Origin of the sequence: Phenylobacterium sp. (genome assembly GCF_036963605.1) — a bacterium.
Taxonomy (GTDB): Bacteria; Pseudomonadota; Alphaproteobacteria; order Caulobacterales; family Caulobacteraceae; genus Phenylobacterium.
In genome coordinates this window covers 22,592-44,748 of record NZ_JBALUY010000019.1, presented here as the reverse complement: position 1 = coordinate 44,748, position 22,157 = coordinate 22,592, and the positions used below count along the sequence as shown (strand labels likewise).

Genomic DNA, 22,157 nt, shown 5'->3' with positions numbered 1-22,157 from the left:
TCCAGCCGTTCAAGCGCCGCCGACTCCCGCAAGGCGCCGCCCAGCACTGGATAATACCAGTCCATGGCGAAGCCCGAGCGGTCCGTGGTCCGGTCGAAGCGCTCCGGACGGCTGCGCAATGCGTCACCCAGCCGCGCCTGGGCCGCCATCCAGGCGTCCTTCGGCTCGCCGACCAGGTTCGCCAGCGCTAGAGCGCAGTCCAGGCTCTTGTGGATCGAGCCGCAGCCAGCGCGCACAGCATCGTCGGCCGAGGTCCCATGGGCCTCCTGCGACCAGGAAATGTCACCCTCCGGGTGCTGCAGGCTCAGGACGAACCCCATCGCCTGGCGCACCATGGACCAGTAGCGTCGGGCGACCGCGGCGTCGCCGGTAAGCGTCACGAAGTGCCAGACCACGACGGCGCAATAGGCGGCGAAGTTGGTGTCGCGGAAGGCCGGCGGCTTGACCCGCGCCATGTGCAGCCGGTCGGCCATGGGCAGCATGTTGCCATACTCGCCGAGCCAGGCGCCGTCTGACCCCTGCCGCGCCATCAGGCAGTCGAGGCCGGCGCGGGCGGCGTCCCACTCGCCGGCGACGGCCAGGGCCATGACGCATTCGCCATGGTTCCAGGGGTCCCAGGGGCCGCCGGTGAACCAGGGAATGGCGCCGTCAGGCCCTTGGGCCTCCAGCATGCAGATCACCGCGCCGCCCAGGGGATCGCGCCGCCGCGGGGGCGCCCGACGTGAGACCGCGCCCTGACTCATGCCCCCGCCTCGCCGGTCACGGCGGACTTGCGGAAATAGAAGGCGACGCTCTTGCCCATGATTGGATCGGCCAGCACCTCAAGCCCCCGGGTCAGGGCGGGCTTCTCCATCAGGTCCCACACCAGGAACCGGTGATAGGCCTTGATCATCGGATGGTCGTCCTGGCGGCTCCAGAAGGCGCATTTCAGCCACCAGTAGGGGCTGTGCAGCCCATGGGCATAGTGCTGGCCGAGGAACCGGTAGCCCAGGCGCTCGATCTCCCGGCGCAGACTGTCTTCCTGGAAGATGCGAACATGGCCGCCAGGCTGGTCGGCATAGCCGTCCTTGCCCGGCGCCAGCTTCCAGCAGATGGCTTCGGGCCAGGCGCGGGGCACGGTCGGGGAAAAGACGCCGCCGGGCTTCAGGACCCGACTGATCTCGGCCAGCACCGCGAAATAGTCGTCCAGGTGTTCGAGTACTTCGGAGCAGATGACCGCGTCGAAGGTCCCATCGGCGAAGGGCAGGCGATAGGCGTCGCCCTTGATGAAGGCGCAGGCCCCCGGATCTGCGGGTCTCGGCAGTTCGCCGACCCCGGCCATCGCCTTGCGGAGGGAAGGGATATCCATATCCAGGCCGACGACATTGACGCCGTCCTCCAGGTGGACCCCGTGGCAGTGACGCCCCTCCCCGCAACCCAGATCCAGAACCCAGTCGCCCGGCCGCAGGGCCAGGCGGTCGATCTTCACGGTCAGCACGCCGAGATCACCGCATCTTCGAGGACAGTTTCATAGGCGGCCGCGGCGCGGTCCCAGGAGAACACTTCCCGGGCGCGCCGGCGGCTGGCCTCGCTAAGGGTCGTACGCTTGGCCGGATCATCGAGCAGCTGGGCGATCGCCGTGGCCAGCGCATGGGGATCGCCACGCCGCACCACGATTCCGGCGTCTCCCACGACTTCCGGCAGGGCGCCGCCATCAGTGACCACCACCGGCGAGGCGCAGCTCATGGCTTCTGCCGCCGGCAGCCCGAAACCTTCATAGAGGGAGGGCGTCACACAGACCGTGGCCCGGGCGTATTGTTCGGCCATCTCTTCGCCGGTCAGGTCACTGATGAACGTGATCCGATCGGCCAGGCCCAGGCTGTTGAGCAGCTTGCCGGTGGGCCCATCAGGCTTGAGCTTGCCGATCACCACCAGCTCCAGGTCGGGATAGGCTGGCAGCAGGTCGGCATAGGCCTGGATCAGGACGCCCAACCCTTTGAGCGGCACATCGGCGCTAGCCGTGGTCAGCAGCCGACGATCTCGCCGGCGCAGGTCCGGCTGCGGGCGAAAGATGTTCTGATCGACCCCGATCGGGATGGCGGTCATTTGTTCGGCCGCAATGTTCAGATACTGGGCGACATCGCGCCCAGCGCTCTTGGACACCACGATCACCCGATCGAGCCTGGGCGCCACATGCTCCTGCATTCTCAGGAAGCTGTACCAGCGGCGGATCAGCCACCGGACCTTCCAGTTGGGCTCGGCCCCGAGCGCCAGCTCCAGATCCCGCCGGATCGGATGGTGGATCACGCCGACCACAGGCAGGCCCACGCGCTGGACGTCCAGCAGCCCGTAGCAGAGCGACTGGTTGTCGATAACCACGTCATAGTCGCTGGCGTGAGCCTTCAGATAGCGGGCCGCCCGACGGCCGAAGGTGTAGGGCTCCATGAACTTGCCCGACAGATGCCCGAAATACTCCGCCAGGTCCGTCCAGCTCAGAAGATGCTTCGGACGCAGGGCCATGTGCCCATTATGGGGTTGGGCATAGAGGTCCAGGGACGGAATTTTCACCAGGTCAACACCGCCCGGGACGTCCGGATACGGCGGGCCTGAGAGGATATCGACCTTATGGCCTCTGGCCGCCAACGCCCGCGCCGCCTGAAACAGGTACACGCCCTGCCCGCCCACGCGGGGATCGGACCGATAGGAGAGGAAGGCGATCCTCAGGGAACTGCCTCTCCGCCGACGGCCAGAATGGGGCGGCTGGAGGACATCGGTCGCTAGGGGGGTCTCGAGCATGGCCTGCGGGGTCTACAGCCTGAAAGGGCAGGAGCCTAGACGAACCTCGCCCTTCCCCCGCGTAAGTTATTCAACAGAAACGCGATCAAGCGTGTTTTGACCATTTCATGCTTGCGGCTCGCCATTGCTCGAATGTTTCGGCGTGTGTCGGCGGCGCCGGGCGGATGACAAAATGGTGAAGCTCGCCACCGTGACGGGCAAGCCGCGACCTGGGCGGGTTAACAAAATTCCCGTCAGAGGCGAATTATTTGAGCCCCAGCACTTGCACTTTCCATCGCCCAATGGCCATTGGGCGAACGCGCTCAAGCTTCACCGACAGCCAAAGCGTTTCGACCAGAAGCCGCCCCTTAACGGTTCGTTAACCATCCAAATTGAGCGTCGCGTGCCCATATTGCGCACCGACTTGCTTGCCAAATTGTCGCAGGTGACCACCTTAGGGTGGAACTTGCGAGGTTGTCATGGTCACCGAACCTTCAGCAGACTGGCCCATAGCGAGAGTGAAATCTCATTCTTCTGATAATTTCACTTCTCTGATGTATCGATTTCACTTGGCCGCAAGTACGCTGTTCAAGCTGACGTCGTCATGGCGGGCCAAGTGCGGAAATGATTCAGAAGCTCTATACATATACACCGCGTTCTTGCTTGCCCTAGCGGCAGAAGCTGTGAAGTCCGTCGGATTAAATGAAGATGATATGAGCGACGAGGTGACCGCAACCTTGTCCGCCTTCAGCATCGCATCAATGACGGGCATCCCCAGGGAGACGGTTCGCCGCAAGCTGCGGATCCTGTCGGACCGGGGCATGATCGTGCCGGGGCCCGGTTCGGCCTTCAGCCTGACACTCGCCCGCGAGGCGATCCGCGAGTTTGTTCAGCGCGCCCAACCCCTGGAGCTTCCTTACGACTGGGAGGCCCTCCAGTGATCACCTCCGAACCCCCGTCAGCCCGGATCTTCCATCTTGAGTTGAGCCGGGAACCGGGAGCTGTAGACGCACCCCAGCCGGCGGCGCCCTACTTCTTCGGTTCGGGGCTCCTCAGCCAGGACGGTGATCGGCGGGTGGTGGAGTATTGCCTGCTCGACACCTTCGCCACGATCGCGCTGAAGTTCCGCGCCGAATGGACCCTTGCGCCCAGCCGTGGACGCCTGCGCTGGCAGCCGGGCTCCGACGCCCTGGCCGGCCTCCTGATGCTGCGCCTGGCCGTCGCCCGCGAGACCGTGGTCATCGCCAGCCGCAAGGCCGAGGATTCCCTCCTGCCCATCGCCGCCATCGAAGAGGCGCGGCGCGTGGTCGAGGGCCAGGAATTCTATGAGAACCGCCAGCTGCGGTCGCACGCGCCCGCCGCCTGCGCCCGCATGGCCCGCGCCCACGCCGAGGCCCTGGAGTCGGAGTTCACGGCCTTCCTGGTGGCCGCCCGCCTGCATGAGGTCTGGGCGATCGGCGAGGAAGCTCGGCGCAATCCGCCGGAGGATGTCGCCGACGCCGTGATCGTGCCTTTTCCGATGGAGGAAGCCCGCAGTTTTCAGCCGCCAGTCCGAGCGCCGCGGCCCGCGGGCGCCCAGCTCCTCTCGCGCCTGCTTGATCCATTCACCGGGCGGGCGCATGCGCCGCCCCCGGAGGGACGTCCCCAATGAGCCAGCCAGGCGATATCCTTCGCGCCGTCGTCGGCCCCCTGGGCTATCCGATCACCCGCGACACCCTGCCCCCGCCCGACACCGTGCGTTGGAACGCCCGCCGCAAGGCCGAGCTCCTGCTCGCCATCCGCGCCGAGCTGATCTCCCTGCGGGAGGCGGTCGCCCTCTATAAATTGTCGGCCGAAGAGATCGCCGGCTGGCTCAGCCTGTTCGAACGCCATGGCCTCGACGGCCTGAAGACCACCCGGGCCCAGACCTATCGGCCGGCCAAGAGCCGGCGGGCGTCCACGCCGTCTCAGCCCTATGGCCAGGTCACCCAGACGGCGATTTCCTGACCGGCCGAGCCGGCGCTGGGCCTCAGGCCGGTGTCTCCACCACCTGCAACTGTTCGATGCCGGCATCACGCAGGACCATGATGAGTTCGCTCAAGGTGGCCTCGACCTCGATAGGGTCACGCCCCCGGATCACCAGGTTCGAGCCGAACCCGTCGGCGCCGTAGAAGGGATAGCTGCCCAGGGATAGGGCGGGATGGGCCTTGGCGAGCCCCTCCAGGGGGGCGGCGATGGCGCCTTCGCCGGACCCCTCGACCCGCAGGGTGCGCGAAACCACGACAGCCCCGCCTTTCAGCCTCGGCCCCACATCCTGCAGCATGCCGCGCATGATCTGCGGCACGCCGGCCAGAACGAACACATTGCCGATGGTGAAGCCCGGCGGGCCCTGGACAGGATTGTTGACCAGGTCCCCGCCCACCGGAATCCGCGCCATCCGCCGGCGGGCGGCGTTGACCTCGCCGCCCCAGCGGGCGGCCATCATCGCCAGAATATCCGGATGCTCCACCAGTTCGACGCCAAAGGCCGCGGCCACGGCGTCGGCGGTGATGTCGTCATGGGTGGGGCCAATCCCACCGGTGGTGATCACATAGTCATAGCGGGCGCGCAGCGCGTTCAGCGCCGCGACGATCTCGCCCAGCACGTCCGACACGGTGCGCGCCTCGGCCAGCTCCACCCCATGGGCGCCGAGATAGCGGGCGATGTCGCCGAGATTGGTGTCCCGGGTGCGGCCTGACAGGATTTCGTCGCCAATGATCAGCACCGCGGCGGTCACCCGGCCCGCGGTGAAGGCATCAGCCGTCTCGCCTTCGGTCCTGTCCATCGCCGCCGTCCTCACCTAAACCCTGACTGACTTATCGAGATACGGACTAACGCCACCGATGGATTTCCCGCAACCGCTCAAGCGCGGCCAGCTGATACAACGCTACAAGCGCTTCCTGGCCGACATCGCCCTGGAGGACGGGACCGAGATCACCGCCCACTGCCCCAATCCCGGCGCCATGCTGGGGCTGAACATGCCGGGCCTGCCCGTCTGGGTCTCTAGATCGCCCGATCCCAAGCGCAAGCTCGCCCACACCCTGGAGCTGGTGGAGGTCGACGGCGGCCTGGTGGGGATCAACACCATGCACCCCAACCGCCTGGTGGCCGAGGCCCTGACGGCCGACGCCATCCCCGAACTGACCGGCTACGCCAGCCACCGCCGCGAGGTGAAGTACGGCCAGGCCAGCCGCATCGACTTCCTACTGGAGGCGCCCGATCGCCCGCCCTGCTGGCTGGAGGTGAAGAACTGCCACCTGCGCCGCACGGGAAGCCTGGCCGAATTCCCCGATTGCGTGGCGGCGCGGTCGACCAAGCACCTGCGGGAACTGGTCGCCATGGCGGCCCAGGGCGACCGGGCTGTGGCCCTGTTCGTCGTCCAGCGCACCGACTGCGACACCTTCACCGCCTGCCATGACCTGGATCCAGCCTTCGCCCACGGCCTGGAAGCGGCCGCCGAGGCTGGGGTAGAGGTCCTGGTCTATGGCTGCGACATCTCCCCCGAGGGGGTCCGCATCGCCCGTCCAATAGCCTGGGCGCGTTAAGTCGCACCCCAGGCCGACGACAAAAAATCCTTTTATCTTACAATAATTTATTCGCCTCAACGCAGTGGTCCTGCGCGAACTTGCCGCAGCGGGCGGTAACTTTCCAACCATCGCCACGGCGATAACCCGAACTGTCATTCAGTTGGGGACTACCTGTGCCTGTTCACTCGCTTTGCGCTGTTTCGCCCGTCGCCTCCGCCCGCCGGGTTCAGATTTCCGGCGTCTCACGCCTCGTCCTGGTCGCCGCTGCTGGCTTGGCTCTTGGCCTGCCCACCGCGGCGGCGGCGGTTCCCGCGCCCGCCAATGAAATTCTGAGCGGCGACTACATCAAGATCGGGCTCAACGACAAAGGGACCCTAGGCGTCGGCGGTAACACCTCGCCGGGCGTCCTTTATGACGGGACGGGGACGGGCGCCTTCAATCCCGCCTACGACTATCTTACGCCTGGCACGCCCTTCGAAGGTTTCACGGTCAGCGGCACGGCGGGTGCGGATTTCACCGCCACCAACAACAATTCGAACCTTGGGGCCGCGGCCATCAGCGGCGTCCTGACGAGCTATAACGGCGTCGCCCATGATGGCGTGACCAACGACAACCGCGCCGTCTGGACCGGGACCTATGGGGGATTGTTCAACATCACCCATGACTACGCGTTCAATGACGATGGCCAACAACTGAACATCGGCACGACGATCGAGGCCCTGGCGGACCTCACCAACCTGACGTTCGCGCGCTTCACCGATCCGGATGCGGTGGCCGCGGCCGGGGATTCAAGCGCCACCAACAACTTCCGCGGCGCCGCCGGCGTGCCGGAATCCGACCTTGTCTATGCCGAGGCGCTGGCCTCGAAATATGTCATCGGCCTCTACACCAACGATGCGACGACCCACAATTCCGCAATCACCGGCTGGACGCCGGCCACGGCGCCCTATCTTGCCGGGACCAATGTCGGCAATGGCGACAATACCATCGGCCTGGGTTTCAACATCGGCGCCCTGTTGAACGGCTCCAAGATCACCCTGGTCTATCGCTATATCTTCGGCACCGACATCGTCGCGGCCGTCCAGGCCAGCAGCGGCGCCCCGGCCGCGGCAGCGCCGCCGCCGCCACCACCGCCGCCAGCGCCGCCACCCACGATCAACACCAGCGCCTCCTATAGCGTCGACCAGTTGAAGAGCGGGGCCGTCATTCCGGTCTTCGACGGGGGCACTCTGACCCTTGGCTCGACCGGCGCCACAGACATCGGCCTGACCATTCTCGCCACAGGCGGAACCGTCGACACCGCCGGTCATGATCTGACTCTCTCGGGCGTCGTCGCAGGCGCGGGCCAACTGACCAAGGCCGGCGCCGGCGCGCTGACCCTCACCGGCGACAACGCCTATGCCGGCATCAACCTGACGGGCGGCGTCCTGGCCTTCACCCACAGCGGCGCCCTTGGCGATCCGGGCGGGCGCATTTCGATCTCAGGGGGCGCGCAACTCCGGGCGCTCGGCGACCTTACGGTGGACCAGTCCCTGAACCTCGCATCGGGACAAGGCGGCGGGATCGACACAGGCGGTCACCTGATGCGCCTGAACGGCCCCATTACCGGCGGCGGCGCGATCCAGAAGCTCGGCGCGGGCGTGCTGACCCTGAGCGGCCCCAATGGCCACGGCCTTCTGGACATCCAGCAGGGTCGCGTTGTCGTCGAGACCCAGCAGGCGCTCGGCGCCTCGGACGGTGTGATCCTGCTGCAGACCGGCGGCAGCCTCGAGGTCGGCAGCGACCTGACCATGACCCAGTCGATCGTGGTCAACGGGACCGACAGTCAGTTCGACACGGGAAGCCACACGGTGACCCTCTCCGGCGCCATCGCCGGCGGCGCCTGCTTCACCAAGGTCGGCGCCGGTCACCTCAACCTGCTGGGCGCTGGAGCCAACGCCGTCGGCGCCTGCGTCGAGGAGGGGCGCCTCAGCTTCAACAACGTGTTCGCCGGCAATGTCTGGGTCGAGGCCGGCGGTGAGATGGGCGGCAGCGGCAGCATCGCGGGCGATGTCGTGGCCAATGGCCTGATTTCGCCGGGCAATTCGCCGGGTCGCCTGGTGATCGCCGGCAGTCTGACTCAGTCGGCGGGCAGCGTGCTCGGACTGGACATCGACGGCGCGACCCCCGGTATTGGCGCGGGCCACTATGACACCCTGGTGCTGACGGGGTCAGGCGGCGTCTACACCGCCGGCGGCGCGATCGTGCCGATCACCCGGGGCATCACCGGCGAGGCGACCAACACCTTCACCCCGGCGATTGGCGACGCCTTCCAGGTCGTGACCGCCGAGGGCGGCGTCGTCGGCGCCTATGACGCCCTGGTCCAACCCACCAGCGGCATGCCGACCAATTCCCGCTTCGAGGTGGTCTATCGGCCTGACGCCGTCATCCTGGTGGTCACGCCCGAACGGTTGGCCACCCTGGCCGGACGGGCCAACGGCCGGGCGCTCGGCGCCGCCCTCGACACCGTGCGGCCGGCCGCCCATGCGCGCACACAGGCCGCCCCGTTCACCCGCAATCTGGCCGGTCTTACCCTCGACCAGACCGCACGGGTCCTGCATCAGGCGTCGGGCGAAATCCATGCGGCCACCCTGGACACCATGCTGCAGAGCCAGCGAGCCGCCCGCACGTCACTGGGCGGCCGCATCGCCCAGGGGTTCGACACCGACCAGCGGGTGTGGGGCCGGGTAAATGTCGAAACCTGGGATGTCGAGGCTGACGCCTGGGCTCTTGGCTATGACAGTGAGCGCACCCATGTGGCCCTCGGCGCCGATCGCCGCCTCGGCGATCAGCTGCTGATCGGCGCCGGCCTGGCCTATTCGGAAACCGAGGTGGACGCCGGCGCCATGGGAGCGGCCACCACCTTCTCCTACCAGGGCCTGGTCTATGCCGGCTGGCGGGGCGGTCCACACTATGTCGATGGCGCCATCTCGATCAGCCGCGACAGCTACAAGACGGCAAGGACCCTCGCCCTGCCCGCCGGTCCGCAAACAGCTTTCACCAAGCCCAAGGGCGAGGCCTATGGCTTCGACCTTGAAGCAGGTCGTGAACTGGGCTTCCAGGCTGTCGATGTGACCCTCGCCGCTGGCTTGGCCGCCGACCGCATCGAGCGGGACGCCGTCGTCGAACAGGGCTCAGCTCTGACGGCCCTGAGCCTTTCGGCCGCCGGCCGGGAAGCCGTGCAAGGCCGCATCGGCCTGCGGGTCAGCCATCAGGCGCCGTGGGGCGGACTGACCCTCCAGCCTCAGGCCTCGGCCTTCGTGCTGCAGGAGTTCGCCGAGCTCGAGGGGCGCAGCGAGGCTCGTCTAGACGGAGCCGCCTTCACCAGCCGCGCCGCCTCGCCCGGGCGCACCAGCCTGCGCTTGTCCGCCGGCGTCGAGGCGCGGGCCGGGACCAATACCCGGCTCAGCGTCCATTACCGCTATGGCGCGTCCGAGCAGAGCGAGAGCCACGCCCTGGCCGCGACAGCCTCCATCGCCTGGTAGATTGCCCCCGACGCCCGCCGCAGCTGGATCTGGGGCGGGCGTTGAAGTTTTGTGCTAGGATTGCGACATAACCCTCATTCAGACGTTTCGGCTGCGCCGCCGCATAGGCCGGCTGGCTGACCGCAGACGGACCGGGAGTTTCGCACCGCCATGAGCACCACCGACGTCCTCGAAGCCGAGTTCCGCGACGGCCAGATCCGCACGCACGGGCCTGAGGGCTTCGAAGGCATGCGCAAGGCCGGCCGCCTGGCGGCCGAGTGCCTGGACATGCTGACCCCCTATGTCGTGCCCGGCGTCATCACCGATGACCTCGACCGCCTGGCCCGGGAGTTCATCCTCGACCACGGCGCCCTGCCGGCCTGCCTCTTCTATCGGGGCTATTCCAAGACGGTCTGCATCTCGGTCAACCACGTGGTCTGCCACGGCATCCCCGGCGAGCGCGTGCTGCGCGAGGGCGACATCGCCAATATCGACGTCACCTGCATCCTGGACGGATGGCACGGCGACCACAGCCGCATGTACGGGGTCGGACCCGTCTCGGCCCGCTCCAAGCGGCTGGTGGAGGTGACCTACGAGTCCATCGCCCGCGGCATCGCGGCGGTGAAGCCCGGCGCCACCACCGGCGATATCGGCCACGCTATCCAGTCCTATGTGGAGTCCATGCGCTGCTCGGTGGTGCGCGACTTCTGCGGCCACGGCCTCGGCAAGGTGTTCCACGACGCCCCCAACATCCTGCACTTCGGCCAGCCCGGTCAGGGCGAGGTGCTGAAGGCCGGCATGTTCTTCACCATCGAACCCATGGTGAACCTGGGCAAGCCGGCGGTGAAGGTGCTGGCCGACGGCTGGACGGCGGTGACCCGCGACAAGTCCCTCTCGGCCCAGTGCGAGCATTCCATCGGCGTCACCGACGACGGGGCGGAGATCTTCACCGCCTCCCCGGCCGGCCTCTTCCAGCCGCCGATCGAGACGGCCTGAGGTCTCGCATCGCCTGGCTCGGTCTAAACCAACGGCCTACGACCCGATGCGCCAGCGTCTTCTGAAGCTCTTGGGTGCGCTGCCCCTCGTGCTGCTGGCGGCGTGCGGGGACGACAAGTCAGACTACAGCGGGCCAGCGCCAGCTTCAGGGCCGGCGGTGACAGCGCCGCCAGAGCCGCCGTTTTCAACGAACATCATGAACGAGCTGACGCCGTCCTGGTCCACCAGCGGCGACGCCAACAGCGTCACCCTCGCCCTGGTCCATGTCGGCACGAACCCACCGACGCCAGTGCTGAACATGACCTGCGCCCGGGGCGCGGTGCTCACGATCGAAAGCCCGCTGCTTAGCCCTGAAGCCGGCCAGGACCAGCTGCAGATTAGCGCCGGCGACGTCATGATCGGCCTGCCTGTGGTGACCTCGCCACAGGCTGGCGGCGTCACCGGCGCGGGCCCGGCCTTCCGCGAACTGCTCGCTGAAATCACCGTCGGCCGCCGCATCAGCCTCAGCTACGGCGCACAGACAGTGGGACCCCTGCCGCCCGCGCCCAACCCGATGACGTCCCGCTTCGTCAACCGTTGCCGCAGCTATCTTGAACCCCGCGCCTTCTAATCCCGCCCGGTCGCCCCCAGCAGCTCAACTGGTCCAGTGAAGCGTGCGGGCTGAAATCGGATTGCGAAACTCTCGCCCCTCCCGACGGCACGCGATCCATTCGCGCTTGAGATGGAGGTACCAGCGCGCCTGCTGGTCGGCGTCGCCCACCCAGAGCATGGGCGGATGATCCGCCAGGCCCGGCGCCTGGAGCCTCATGATACGGGCGTCCTGACGCAGAAAGGTCCGTGTCGCCCAGCGCGCCAGCGGTTGCAACAGGGTCACCACCGGGTGGCTGCTCCATAAAATCTGCGTCATGCGGGTGAGGCTCGGGGTCAAAGGCGTCATGATCGATAGGGAAAGCACTTCACGTCGGCCGATGACGACATGCTCCCATCGCAGGCCAGGCAGCTGGAAGTGGATCTCCGTCTCCGGCGCGCCGCCCAGCACGGCATAGGCGTGGGAGTTGCGCGAGGGCCGGTGGCGCAGCATCACAAAGCCGCGGTCTAGGGGAACGAAGGCCTTCGACTTCGCATGAGAGCTGCCCCCGCGCCGCCACCACCATTGTCGGTGCACGAACGGGCCGTGAGCCGGGTCCAGCAGTCCGAGGATGGCGTGGTCCACATGAACCGGATAGTCGATCTGCTCAATCAGCATCGGCCGTCCCGAGGCGATCTCCGGAAACCGGGGAGGCGGCTCATCCGGCGCGGTGGCGCGGTCAAGAGACATCCACACCCAGATGAGTCCCTGCTGCTCCACCACCGGATAACGGCGCGGTCGGGCCCCGTCGGCCACGGCGGCGTCCCGGCGCCCGCAAGAGGCTGACAAGGCATAGGGATCGCCGTTCCGATCGCGGCCGATCAGGAGCGGCTCGTCCAGAACCCTCAGCGCCGCGGGCGAGCCGGTGGGCAGCGCCTGCGCGGCGACGCCCACATACCAGGCGTCCCAGAGGAAGGCGTCGCCGAGGCGCGCGCTGAAGGGTCCGCTCATGCGCGGCGCCCATTGCAAGGCCCCTTAAGGTCTGGCCTCCCCGGCGCTGCAGTCGTCAGCCAAGGGCGGAGGCCTGCTCGACCCGCCGCGGCTCGGCTGGGCGCCCCAAGGGCGGACGAGCGACGGGGGGAGAGGCCGCCGCCGGAGGCGTAAGCGGCTGGCGCATCTCGATCATCTGGAGAAGCGCCTGAATGTAAGGCTGCGACACCGGCGCCCGAAGGCCATTGATCAGCCGCGCCTTGGTAGAGCGCGCCGAGCGCTCGACCTCGGCCACGGCCCGCGCCGCCACCCACCAGGAGCGATGAATCCGAAGGCCGGGCGTCGCCTCGAGCTCGGCGATCGCGTCGGAAAACCTCATCAGGAGAAGCGTCGATCCCCGTGTCGTGTGCACCCGGACATAGTGGTCCTCCATATTGAGGCAGAGGATCTCGCCGCGCACATCGTAGGGCAGCCTTCGCAGGATCGCCGCCGGCGCGGCGCGGGGCGACGCCGGGGGCGCAGCGTTCCGGAGCGCCGCCGGCCGCGCCGGACGAACACTCAGGGTCAGCAGGCCCGCCGGGCGGCTGGAGACTCGCAGCAGGGCGGTGCAGGTCAGTTCGAAGACGCCGCCGACGAACAGGGTCTGCGCAAGGCGTTCGACGACCTCGCCCGGCGCCTCCCAGCCGAAGGCCCCCTGCGCCGCCCGCTGACCAATGACCATCATGATCAGCGCCGTCGCCGCGAACGCCGTTGCGCGCCGGGCTGGCGGGGGCAGCGCACGGGCCAGGATCAGGCGATGGAGCACATAGGTGGTCGCGGCGAAGGCCAGCACCCACCCGGTCATCATCGCCGTCCAGAAGCCAAGACGGAGGAAGAACCGCTCCTGCTGAAAGCCGAAGGCCTCCAACAGGGCCAGCATCAGGGCGAAGGCGGGCGCCAGGGCCGTCTTGCCCAGGGTCCAGCGATAGGTTCTCACGGCGCTGAGTGGAAGACGAAGCGAGGCCCGCTGCGGCGTAGAGGGGTTCGGACGCCCCTGCCCCTCCGCCTCCGAACGCACCGTTCCGTCCGATGCTGACTTCGCTTCGGCTCTCATCATCCACCACCCGACGCCACCTGATTGCGACGGCGTCTTTCACCGCAAGAATGTGGCGTTTGTGGTACAGCTTAGAAATTATAGCTGGCATGCTCTGAGATTCCTCTCTTAGCCCTTGACAGGCCCGCGCAAGTGGGAGGCTCAGCTCTGCGGCCGTGAAGCGTCGGCCTCTTCAGGAGCCGCAAGGCCGCTCACCTCGGGCACGTAGAGCCCGGAAGCCTGGTCGACGATCTGGGAGGCCACCCAGCGGGTGGCGTTTCGGCGCGGACCAAACCCGCCGCAGGGATCGGGTTCGGCGATCTTCTGAGCCTCGCGCTCGCCGGCGAAGGCGCGCCCGACGGCCTTGCCCATGGGCTCCGTCATCTGCAGAGCGTCGCCCACCCTCGAAAGGGAAGGACCGTCCCGGCCAACCACATTGGCGTTACGCGCCCAGGTGACTGCGGCCAGTTGCTGGCCATCAGGCCCGATCAATTCGGATTCCACCGCCAGCCCCCCGGTGGTGAATGGCACGCGGATTTCCGTCAGTGGGATCGGATTGACGAAGCCGAGGGCCGCCGACGCCGCCGAGCCTAGGCGCCCGGTCGGACGGACATCCACTACGGCGGTGCGGATCGTGCCGGCGTCGGGCTCTGGCGCCGGGATCACCGTGAACCATCGGCTGACCGCAAAGCAGACGCGCCGGTCGACCTCGCGCAACAGGATGGCGCGGTCCCTTTCGCTGAGCCCATCATCGTCGCCGTCGGTCAGCACAGCCGGGGCGATATAGACTCGCCCCACCTCCAGCGCCGCGGTCTCGTCGCGCCGCTGGTTGACGGCCGCCCGAAGGCTACGCCCGGGCGGCGCGATGCCCTCATAGCTGGCGAGATAGCCGGTGGGGGGATGGGGCGGGGTCTGGCAGGCCGTCAGACCGAGGGCGCCAAGGACGGGCAGGAAGGCGGCAGCCTTCATCATCGAGACTCTCCTGGGAGGAATGTGGTCGCCGGTCAGCCCCCGTTGACCCGCCACATCACCGCTAACCCTGGCGGCCCGGAACACACGCCCTTCCTCGTGAATTGCGCCCTTTCATTCGCGAGTTCGCGAGTTCGCACGCCCCTCGCAAACAGGCGAAGGCGCCGACGCAATCTCACCTGCGGTCAGCCGCGCGCTGCGCCGCCGCCACTTCCCTAGTCGGCGATATGGATCAGCATCTTGCCGCTATTGGCGCCCTCGAACAGACCGATCAGCCCCTCTGGCGCCCGCTCGAACCCGTCGAGCACCGTCTCCTGGTACTTGATCTGGCCCGACTTCAGCCAGTCAGTCATGTCCGCGACGAAGGCGGCGTTCAGATGGGCGAAGTCGCTGGCCACGAAGCCTTCCATGCGGATGCGGCCATAGATCAGGCTGAACAGGTTCTGCACCCCCTCGCCCCCGCCATTATAGGTCGAGATCATGCCGCAGACCGGGATGCGGCCGCGCACGTTCATCCGTGGCAGAGCCGCATCCAGATGGGCGCCGCCGACATTCTCGAAATAGACGTCGATCCCCTGGGGCGTGGCGTCCTTCAGGGCCCGGGCCAGATCCTGGGTCTTATAGTTGATCACCGCATCGAGCCCGACTTCGTCCCGCAGCCAGGCGGCCTTGTCGTCCGAGCCGGTGGAGCCCACCACATAGCAGCCCTTGATCTTGGCGATCTGCGCGGCCACCGAGCCGACCGCGCCGGCGGCAGTGGAGATGAAGACCTGCTCCCCGTCCTTCAGCGCGCCGGTCTCGAGCAAGCCGCCATAGGCCGTGATCCCAGTGCCGCCCAGGGCGTGCATATAGACGCTGAGCGGCAGGTCGGGATCGCGCTGCAGACGCGAAACGCCCTTGCCGTCTGAAACGAAGGTTTCGCGGAAACCCGCCCCGTGACGGACCAGGTCGCCTTCCTTGAACTTGGGATTGCGCGACTGCACCACACGGCCAACGCCACCGCCCAGCAGCGGCGCATCCAGGGCCTGATCGGCGTCCAGGCGCGGCCGCATGTAGGGATCGACCGACATGATGAGGGCGCTGACCTGGATCTCGCCTTCACCGGCGTCGGCCACGGGGACCTCCACCAGGGCGAAATCTGCGGCGACGGGCTTGCCGTTCGGGCGGCGGACGAGGTGGATCTGGCGAGTCTGGGTCATGGGAAGGTGATACAACTTGCCGGGCGTTCGACCCAGAGCCGAGCGAGATCGTCTCCTGCGTTGGTCAGCCTGATCGTCGGCTTGGTCAGGGGGCTACGGAATCCCTCAGGCTTCGCAGGGCTTGCGGATAGCGCCGCGACAGCGGCGCGCTCTGGCCCTCGTCCAGCGCCACGGCGTAATCCCCCGAACCTTCAGGCGTCAGGCCCCGCACGGCCCGCGCATTCACCAGCCAGGACCTGTGCGTGCGGACAAAGCCCCTCGGCCCAAGGTCGGTGACCAGGGCGGCCAGCGAGCTGCGCATCATCGGGCGGCGTCCGTCGCGCAGATGGAATTGCGCGTAGTTGCCCGCGCTGCTCACCGCCAGGACATCCTCCAGCCGCACGCGCACCAGGCGGGCGCCATCGCGGATGTCGAAGAGGTTTTCCAAGGGGGGCGCATCGGCAGCAGGCTGGAGGAGACGCGCAGCGTCCAACAGCCCCACCAATCCATAGCAGCCGGCGAACATCGCGTAGGCCACCAGGTCCTTCCAGACCTCGTAGCGATACGCACCCAGGGCGAGGACCGGGTCATAGGGCTGGCCGAGCGCCCCGAAGGCGAGCGCGCGAAACAGGATGAAAAGCCCTACGTGCAAGATGGAGAAGACGAGAGCCGCCGCCACGTGGGCGATCAAGTTAGGGCCCCACGACCACCTCGCCGCGCCCCGAAGCGCCGCCCAAGGCAGCCAGGCCAGGAGCGCGATCGCCAGCCAGCTTGAGCCCTCATAGACAAGATGCTCGACCACCCGGCCCTGCCCGCCCTGGGTGAACCCCAGCACATTGAGCAGACAGACGGCGGCCGCGGCGATCAGCACCACGGCCCAGCCGATGATCAGCTGACGGCGCGCCGGATTGCTTGGAAGCCCGGCGCTCCACCTCGGCCCGCGCCGCTCATCCCCGCTGCCCCGCCGCTTGTCCCAGAGGCCTTTCGCTCGCCCGGCGAGCCCCCGATGAGGGGACCGATCGCCCTGTGATGGAGTTTGCGCCATGAGCGACCCGAGCCCGCGCCGATATGATCTGGACTGGATCCGCATCGGCGCCTTCTTCCTGCTGATCCTCTATCACGTGGGCATGTTCTATGTGCCCTGGGATTGGCATGTGAAGAGCCCGCAGCCGCTCGCCTGGCTTGAGCCGGTGATGCTGGCGACCAATCCCTGGCGGCTCTCCCTGCTGTTCCTGGTCTCCGGCGCGGCGACCCGCTTCATGGCCGACAAGCTGGCGCCCAAGTCGTTGGCGGGACAGCGCACCGCCAGGCTCCTGCCGCCGCTCATCTTCGGCATGCTGATCGTCGTGCCGCCCCAGTCCTACTACGAGATCGTCGAGCAGCTCGGCTTCGACCAGGGCTACTTCACCTTCTATGGCCGGTATCTTACCGCGTCGGGGAACTGGTGCGACGCCGACGGCTGCCTCATCACGCCCACCTGGAACCATCTGTGGTTCGTGGCCTATCTGCTGGTCTACACCCTGCTCCTGGCCGGGCTGATCGTCTGGGCCAGGCCTGTCCTGCGCCGCCTGGAAAAGGCCCTGGAGCGGCTCCCCGCCTGGGCGCTCCTGCTGGTTCCCATCGCACTGTTGGGACTCGCCCGGGCCGCCCTCTTGCCGCGATTCGGGGTGACCCACGCCCTGGTCGACGACTGGTACAACCACGCCCTGTCGTTCAGCATGTTCCTGTTCGGCTATCTCACGGCCAAGTCACAGATCGTTCGAAGCCACCTGATCGCTTGGCGATGGCCCGCACTGATCCTGGCGGTGAGCGCCTATCTGGCCTTCAGCCTCTATGCCTGGACATGGCGAGACGCCCCTACCGAACCCGCCGCCGGGCTCGTGCTGACCATGCGTTTCGTCTATGCGGTCGACCAATGGTGCGCCATCGCCGCCATCCTCGGGTTCGGCGCCAAGCACCTCAACCGCAGTCATCCGGCCCTGAGCTATCTGACCCTGGCGGTCTTCCCCTACTACATCGTCCACCAGACCGTGATCGTCGTCGCCGGCCATCACCTGGCGCAGACGGGCCTGCCCCAGGGTCTGGAGGCCGCCCTGCTGATAGGCCTCACCGTGGCCGCCTGCGGCGCGACCTATGAGATCGTCCGCCGGGTCCCTGTGCTCCGCCCGCTCTTTGGTTTGAAGCCGGAAGCGCCGGCCGTGACGACGGCAGAACGGGTCTTGCCAATCCGGAACGGATAAGGAACATTCTGACCCCATGTCCGACGCCCCAGGCCTCTCAGAAGATCTCTCCCGCCAGGCCGAGCTCTGGGGCGCGGGAGTCGTCAAGCCGCACCATCTGGGCCATCGCGAGCGGTTGCGAGACCGGGCGCTCACAGGCGGTATCGAGGCCCTGCCCGACTACGAGTTGCTGGAGATGCATCTCTTTCGGTCGATCCCCCGGGGGGACGTCAAGCCATTGGCCAAGGCGTTGCTGGCGCGGTTCGGCTCCCTGGCGGGCGTCCTGGGGGCCTCGGTCGCCGAGCTGCGGAGCGTCAAGGGCGTCGGTCCGTCGGTAGCGCTGGATCTCAAGCTGCTGCACCATACCGCCCTGCGCATCGGCCGCGAACAGGTCGCCCGGCGGACGGTGATCACCTCGTGGAGCCAGCTGCTGGCCTATGTGAAGCTGGCCCTGGCGCACGAGGCCCGCGAGCAGTTCCGGGTGCTGTTCCTGGACAAGAAGAACCAGCTCATCGCCGATGAGGTGCAGAACCACGGCACGGTGGATCATGCGCCGGTCTATCCCCGCGAGGTCATGCGCCGGGCGCTCGAGCTGTCGGCCAGCGCCATCATTCTCGTGCACAATCACCCGTCGGGCGACCCGACGCCGTCTTCGGCGGATGTGGATATGACCCGGCAGGTGGTCGAGGCGGGCCGGGTCCTGCGCATCGCCGTCCACGACCATCTGGTGGTGGGGCGCGATGGCGTGGCGAGCTTCAAGGCGCTCGGCCTGATGTAGCAGCCTCCCTGCGAGAGGCGTCGAGGGCGCGACGAACGCGCCCTCATGGTTCAATCCCTACTGGGTTCAGTCCCTACTGGCGCGCCTTGCGGGCGGCGTAGCGACGGTCACGGGCTTCCTTTTGCTCGGCCTTGGTCAGGGCCTTGCGCGCCTTGCGCTCGCCCCGCTTGGCTTCCAGGGCTTCAGCCTCGACCGCTTCGGCGGCCTGACGCGCAGCCTCTTCGGCCTCGGCGGCGGCCTGCTTCTTGGCGTCCTTGGCCGCCTGCCGCTCCTGACGGACCCGCTCCAGCTCGGCCTCGCGCAGGGCGGCGCGTTCAGCAAAGTGGGGGTCGACGGCCGCGGGCTTGGGCTTGAAGTTGGCCAGCAGGGCCTTCTTGGCTTCGGCGGCGGTCTTCAGGCGCTCAGAGAAATTCGTGCGGTCGTTTTGGTTCATGTGGAGCTTTCATCGTGTTGCGCCGCAGGGGCGGCTTCGGGTTCAGAGGGGGTTTCAGCATTGGCCTCAGCCGACCGAAAGGTGGCCGCGCAGATCGCCTGCAGGTGGCGGCGCACCGAATAGGTGGCCAGCAGTGCGTCCACGGCGCGGAAGCCCTCGCCCTTCAGGCGCTGCTTCAGTTCGGGGAGATCGGCGACTTCGCCGGAGCGGGCGAGGAAATAGGCGCGTTCGAGGGTGGACATGGTCGTCCTCCTAGGTTCAGCAGGTCCGGCGCGGCCATGAGGGTCCTGGCCGCGTCGTTCAAGCACAAGTGTTCGCACCCCCATCCTTGAGGGCGTTCATTAGAATTGCCGGCGAGGATCGAAGTAGGCTCGGGCTCGATCCGAAGAGCGGGCGTGGAGAGCAACCGAACCAGTGCAATGTCCGGTCACCCTAGCATCAATGTGGGCCCGGCGCCAGCGCAGCGGCGTCATGGCGGCGACTCCAGGGTCGAACTTTCGCCCACCGCCTGGGCGGGCCTGGCCGAGGCGACGCGGCAGGGAGTCCCCTCTCCTGTCGCCATCGCCTGATCCGGCTCCAGCCGGTTCAGGACCCCCTCGCCCTCGCCCTTGGTCCACCATTGCTGGCCGGCCCCCACATAGCGCGCGCCGCTGGCCGCCGGGGCCAGGGTGAGCAGCTTGATCTCACCGCGATATTCGATGAGCGCCGTCTCGTCCCGGCGATAGTCCACGCGCAGGCGCTCCCCATTGGCGCAGCGATAGACGGTGGCGCTGTCTTCCAGAACCTGCGGTCGCCCAAGCGGCTGGGCCACCGGCTCGACGGCGACGATTTCAGGACTGGGCGCAGGGCCGGCGGCCGGCTCGCAGGCGGTCAGGGCGATCGTGGCGAGCGGAGCCAGCGCCAATGCGTTCAACAAGTGGGAACGGACCATGGCGACCTCCAAGCCGAGTGTAACGCCATTCGCGTCAGGCGTTAAATCACGGTCGTGGCTCTACGCCTCGGCCGGCGCCGCCTGGGCGGCGGCCTCCCAGACCAGGAAGTCCGCGTCCTCAAGCAGGCGTGCGCCATAGGCGTCGGCGGCCGGGCCGCCGCCGAAGTCGGTCAGCGCCAGTTCGTAGGTTCTCAGGCGCGAGGCGACCGGCGTGAAAAAGGCGTCGGCGATCGACCAGGACCCGGCCAGGAACGGGCCGCCATGCCGGTCCAGCATCAGGTCCCACAGATCGGCCAGGCGCTTTAGGTCACCCGCCAGGGCGTCGGTGACTTCGATGGGCGCGGGCGCCCGGTCGAGCACCATGGGACAGGCGGCGCGCAAGGCGGAGAATCCCGAATGCATCAACGCGCTGGCGGCGCGGGCCTGGGCGCGGGCGGCAGGCTCTTCCGGCCAGAGCCGCGCATCGGGGAAGCGTTCGGCGACATATTCGCAGATGGCCAGCGAATCCCAGATCAACAGGTCGCCATCCTTCAGCACCGGGACCTGACCGAATGGCGAATGGGGGGCGATCTGGCCCTGGGTGGCCTCTCCCTGCCGCAGATTCACAAGGGTTTCGGTGAACTCGACCCCGGCCTTGCGCAGCACCAGCCATGGCCGCAGCGACCAGGTGGACCAGCGCTTCGTTCCAATGACCAGCTCCATCCCAACCTCCTCGAAATCTGGGTATCGCACTTGCCCAAGCCCAAGGGAGCCTGTCTAGAGTGCCGCAACGATAAGAAGCCTTATGCCCAGGAGACCAAGCCACATGACAGACACCGCCGCGCCTGTGGCGCCCACGCCGGACACCGCGCCCGCGCCCACCGAGGGGATAACGCCGCTCGCCAAGCCGGTCCGGACCTATGCCTTGAGCCTGCTGCTCGGCATCTACACGATCAACTTCCTCGACCGCCAGGTGGTGAACATCCTGGCTGAGCCGATCAAGCAGGACCTGGGGCTCGCCGACTGGCAGCTCGGCCTGATGAGCGGCCTGGCCTTCGCCCTCTTCTACACCGTGCTGGGCATCCCCATCGCCCGGCTGGCCGAGCGCGGCAACCGGCCGATGATCATCGGCTCGGCCGTGGCGGCCTGGAGCGCGTTCACCGCCCTCTGCGGCGTGGCGCAGAACTTCGTCCAGCTGATCCTGTTCCGCATCGGGGTGGGCGTCGGCGAGGCCGGCTGTTCGCCGCCGGCCCACTCGCTGATCAGCGACTATGTGCCCAAGGAAAACCGGTCCACGGCTCTGGCCTTCTATTCCATGGGCACCCCCATCGGCGGGCTTCTGGGCCTGATCTTCGGCGGCCTGATCGCCGACGCCTATGGCTGGCGGACGGCCTTCTTCGTCGCCGGCGTGCCGGGCATTCTGTTCGCCGTCCTGGCCTTCTTCACCCTGCCCGAGCCCCGCAAGGAGCTGGCGCGACGCACGGTCAAGATCCAGTCGACCTCGGCCACCTTCCCCGAGACGCTGAAGTTCCTGAAGGGCCGCAAGACCTTCTGGTACATCTCGTTCGCAGCGGCGATCAAAGCCTTCATCGGCTATGGGCACGCCCCCTTCACCGCCTCGTTCTTCCTGCGCAACTATCCCGACCAGGTGCAGTCCCTGGCCTCCACCGTCGGCGCGACCGTGGGCTATAATCTGCAGTCCATCGGCTTCCTGGGCCTGGCGCTTGGCCTGATGTCGGGCACCGCCGGGGCGCTCGGCTCCTGGCTCGGCGGCTTCATCGCCGACAAGTTCGCCGCCCGCGACCTGCGCGCCCAGATGATCGCCCCGGCGATCGCCTCCCTGGTCACCATCCCGATCTACATCACGGCGGTGACCATCGGCAGCGTGCCGCTGGCCCTGTTGCTGCTGACGGTGAACGGCCTGCTGGGCACCATCTGGTACGGGCCGGTCTATGGTACGGCCCAATCGATCGTGCCGCCGCACATGCGGGCGACCACCTCGGCGATCCTGCTGTTCATCATCAACCTGATCGGCCTGGGCCTCGGCCCGCTCGCCGTAGGCCTGCTCAGCGATTACTTCGCCGTCGGCATGGGCATGGGATCGGGCGAAGGCGTCCGCTGGGCGCTGATCGTCTCCACCACCTTTGGCCTGGTCGCCTTCTACTGCTTCTGGCGCGCGACCCAGACCATCCGCGAAGACCACGTCGGCTAAGACCTGCTCGCCCGGCGCCCTGCGGCGTCG

Annotated in this window: 23 protein-coding genes; 10 read left to right on the top strand and 13 right to left on the bottom strand. The window is 67.5% G+C overall.

Translation table 11 applies throughout. The features are described from left to right. The 3 genes from V7702_RS05595 to V7702_RS05585 form a co-directional block, all read right to left on the bottom strand. Positions 1-743 (bottom strand): hypothetical protein (locus V7702_RS05595; RefSeq protein ID WP_335649152.1); only part of this gene is annotated, 743 nt, incomplete at its 3' end. After that, on the bottom strand, positions 740-1,477 hold the full coding sequence (locus tag V7702_RS05590; protein ID WP_335649151.1) for a class I SAM-dependent methyltransferase: 738 nt from the start codon (positions 1,475-1,477) through the stop codon (positions 740-742). The genes V7702_RS05590 and V7702_RS05595, both read right to left, overlap by 4 nt. Further along, entirely contained in the window at positions 1,471-2,775 is a 1,305-nt protein-coding gene (locus tag V7702_RS05585) for a glycosyltransferase family 4 protein (RefSeq protein WP_335649150.1), read from the bottom strand. The genes V7702_RS05590 and V7702_RS05585 overlap by 7 nt, the downstream gene beginning before the upstream one ends. Positions 2,776-3,233: 458 nt before the next feature. Here V7702_RS05585 and V7702_RS05580 point away from each other — a divergent pair, with 458 nt between their 5' ends. From V7702_RS05580 to V7702_RS05570, 3 genes are read left to right on the top strand one after another with little or no spacing between them, the layout of a single operon-like run. Beyond that, on the top strand, positions 3,234-3,695 hold the full coding sequence (locus V7702_RS05580) for a helix-turn-helix domain-containing protein (RefSeq protein WP_335649149.1): 462 nt from the start codon (positions 3,234-3,236) through the stop codon (positions 3,693-3,695). Then, a complete protein-coding gene (locus tag V7702_RS05575; protein ID WP_335649148.1) occupies positions 3,692-4,405 on the top strand; it encodes a hypothetical protein in 714 nt (237 codons plus the stop codon). Before V7702_RS05580 ends, V7702_RS05575 begins: the two co-directional genes overlap by 4 nt. Continuing rightward, positions 4,402-4,740 (top strand): DUF1153 domain-containing protein, encoded by a 339-nt coding sequence (locus tag V7702_RS05570; protein ID WP_335649147.1) that lies wholly within the window; start codon positions 4,402-4,404, stop codon positions 4,738-4,740. The genes V7702_RS05575 and V7702_RS05570 overlap by 4 nt, the downstream gene beginning before the upstream one ends. 22 nt (positions 4,741-4,762) lie before the next feature. Here the strand turns inward: V7702_RS05570 and V7702_RS05565 are convergent, their stop codons facing one another. Then, positions 4,763-5,557 carry a competence/damage-inducible protein A gene (locus V7702_RS05565; RefSeq protein ID WP_335649146.1) on the bottom strand — a complete coding sequence of 265 codons (795 nt, stop codon included), beginning with the start codon at positions 5,555-5,557 and terminating at the stop codon, positions 4,763-4,765. A 58-nt stretch (positions 5,558-5,615) separates the two neighbouring features. Here V7702_RS05565 and sfsA point away from each other — a divergent pair, with 58 nt between their 5' ends. The 4 genes from sfsA to V7702_RS05545 all read left to right on the top strand — a co-directional run bounded on the left by sfsA (position 5,616) and on the right by V7702_RS05545 (position 11,408). Continuing rightward, a complete protein-coding gene (gene sfsA / locus V7702_RS05560; RefSeq protein WP_335649145.1) occupies positions 5,616-6,317 on the top strand; it encodes a DNA/RNA nuclease SfsA in 702 nt (233 codons plus the stop codon). Positions 6,318-6,472: 155 nt separating this feature from the next. Next, positions 6,473-9,823 (top strand): autotransporter outer membrane beta-barrel domain-containing protein, encoded by a 3,351-nt coding sequence (locus V7702_RS05555; RefSeq protein WP_335649144.1) that lies wholly within the window; start codon positions 6,473-6,475, stop codon positions 9,821-9,823. A 150-nt stretch (positions 9,824-9,973) separates the two neighbouring features. After that, entirely contained in the window at positions 9,974-10,798 is an 825-nt protein-coding gene (gene map, locus V7702_RS05550) for a type I methionyl aminopeptidase (RefSeq protein WP_335649143.1), read from the top strand. Positions 10,799-10,994: 196 nt separating this feature from the next. Further along, positions 10,995-11,408: a hypothetical protein gene (locus V7702_RS05545; RefSeq protein ID WP_335649142.1), complete on the top strand. Its 414-nt coding sequence runs from the start codon at positions 10,995-10,997 to the stop codon at positions 11,406-11,408. Positions 11,409-11,432: 24 nt separating this feature from the next. On the opposite strand, the gene V7702_RS05540 is transcribed toward V7702_RS05545, so the two are convergent. From V7702_RS05540 to V7702_RS05520, 5 genes are all read right to left on the bottom strand, one after another. Further along, a complete protein-coding gene (locus V7702_RS05540; RefSeq protein WP_335649141.1) occupies positions 11,433-12,377 on the bottom strand; it encodes a Rieske 2Fe-2S domain-containing protein in 945 nt (314 codons plus the stop codon). A gap of 55 nt (positions 12,378-12,432) precedes the next feature. Beyond that, the gene (locus tag V7702_RS05535) at positions 12,433-13,332 is read right to left on the bottom strand and encodes a LytTR family DNA-binding domain-containing protein (protein ID WP_335649140.1); all 900 of its coding nucleotides are present in this window, start codon (positions 13,330-13,332) and stop codon (positions 12,433-12,435) included. Between the two features lie 258 nt (positions 13,333-13,590). Further along, a complete protein-coding gene (locus V7702_RS05530) occupies positions 13,591-14,400 on the bottom strand; it encodes a DUF3313 family protein (RefSeq protein WP_335649139.1) in 810 nt (269 codons plus the stop codon). A 212-nt stretch (positions 14,401-14,612) separates the two neighbouring features. After that, a complete protein-coding gene (locus V7702_RS05525; protein ID WP_335649138.1) occupies positions 14,613-15,596 on the bottom strand; it encodes an NADP-dependent oxidoreductase in 984 nt (327 codons plus the stop codon). 85 nt (positions 15,597-15,681) lie between these two features. After that, a complete protein-coding gene (locus tag V7702_RS05520; protein WP_335649137.1) occupies positions 15,682-16,449 on the bottom strand; it encodes a LytTR family DNA-binding domain-containing protein in 768 nt (255 codons plus the stop codon). Positions 16,450-16,618: 169 nt separating this feature from the next. Between V7702_RS05520 and V7702_RS05515 the strand changes: the two genes are divergently transcribed. Next, positions 16,619-17,815: an acyltransferase family protein gene (locus V7702_RS05515; RefSeq protein WP_335649136.1), complete on the top strand. Its 1,197-nt coding sequence runs from the start codon at positions 16,619-16,621 to the stop codon at positions 17,813-17,815. A 16-nt stretch (positions 17,816-17,831) separates the two neighbouring features. Continuing rightward, on the top strand, positions 17,832-18,572 hold the full coding sequence (gene radC, locus V7702_RS05510; protein WP_335649135.1) for a RadC family protein: 741 nt from the start codon (positions 17,832-17,834) through the stop codon (positions 18,570-18,572). 73 nt (positions 18,573-18,645) lie between these two features. On the opposite strand, the gene V7702_RS05505 is transcribed toward radC, so the two are convergent. The 4 genes from V7702_RS05505 to V7702_RS05490 all read right to left on the bottom strand — a co-directional run bounded on the left by V7702_RS05505 (position 18,646) and on the right by V7702_RS05490 (position 20,638). After that, on the bottom strand, positions 18,646-19,005 hold the full coding sequence (locus V7702_RS05505; protein ID WP_300572767.1) for a DUF6481 family protein: 360 nt from the start codon (positions 19,003-19,005) through the stop codon (positions 18,646-18,648). Beyond that, a complete protein-coding gene (locus tag V7702_RS05500) occupies positions 19,002-19,247 on the bottom strand; it encodes a hypothetical protein (protein WP_304711737.1) in 246 nt (81 codons plus the stop codon). Before V7702_RS05500 ends, V7702_RS05505 begins: the two co-directional genes overlap by 4 nt. A gap of 227 nt (positions 19,248-19,474) precedes the next feature. Further along, on the bottom strand, positions 19,475-19,936 hold the full coding sequence (locus V7702_RS05495; protein WP_335649134.1) for an MliC family protein: 462 nt from the start codon (positions 19,934-19,936) through the stop codon (positions 19,475-19,477). A 60-nt stretch (positions 19,937-19,996) separates the two neighbouring features. Then, a complete protein-coding gene (locus V7702_RS05490) occupies positions 19,997-20,638 on the bottom strand; it encodes a glutathione S-transferase family protein (RefSeq protein ID WP_335649133.1) in 642 nt (213 codons plus the stop codon). A gap of 103 nt (positions 20,639-20,741) precedes the next feature. On the opposite strand from V7702_RS05490, the gene V7702_RS05485 reads away from it, so the two are divergent. Beyond that, on the top strand, positions 20,742-22,127 hold the full coding sequence (locus tag V7702_RS05485) for a spinster family MFS transporter (protein ID WP_335649132.1): 1,386 nt from the start codon (positions 20,742-20,744) through the stop codon (positions 22,125-22,127). Positions 22,128-22,157 lie beyond the last annotated feature (30 nt).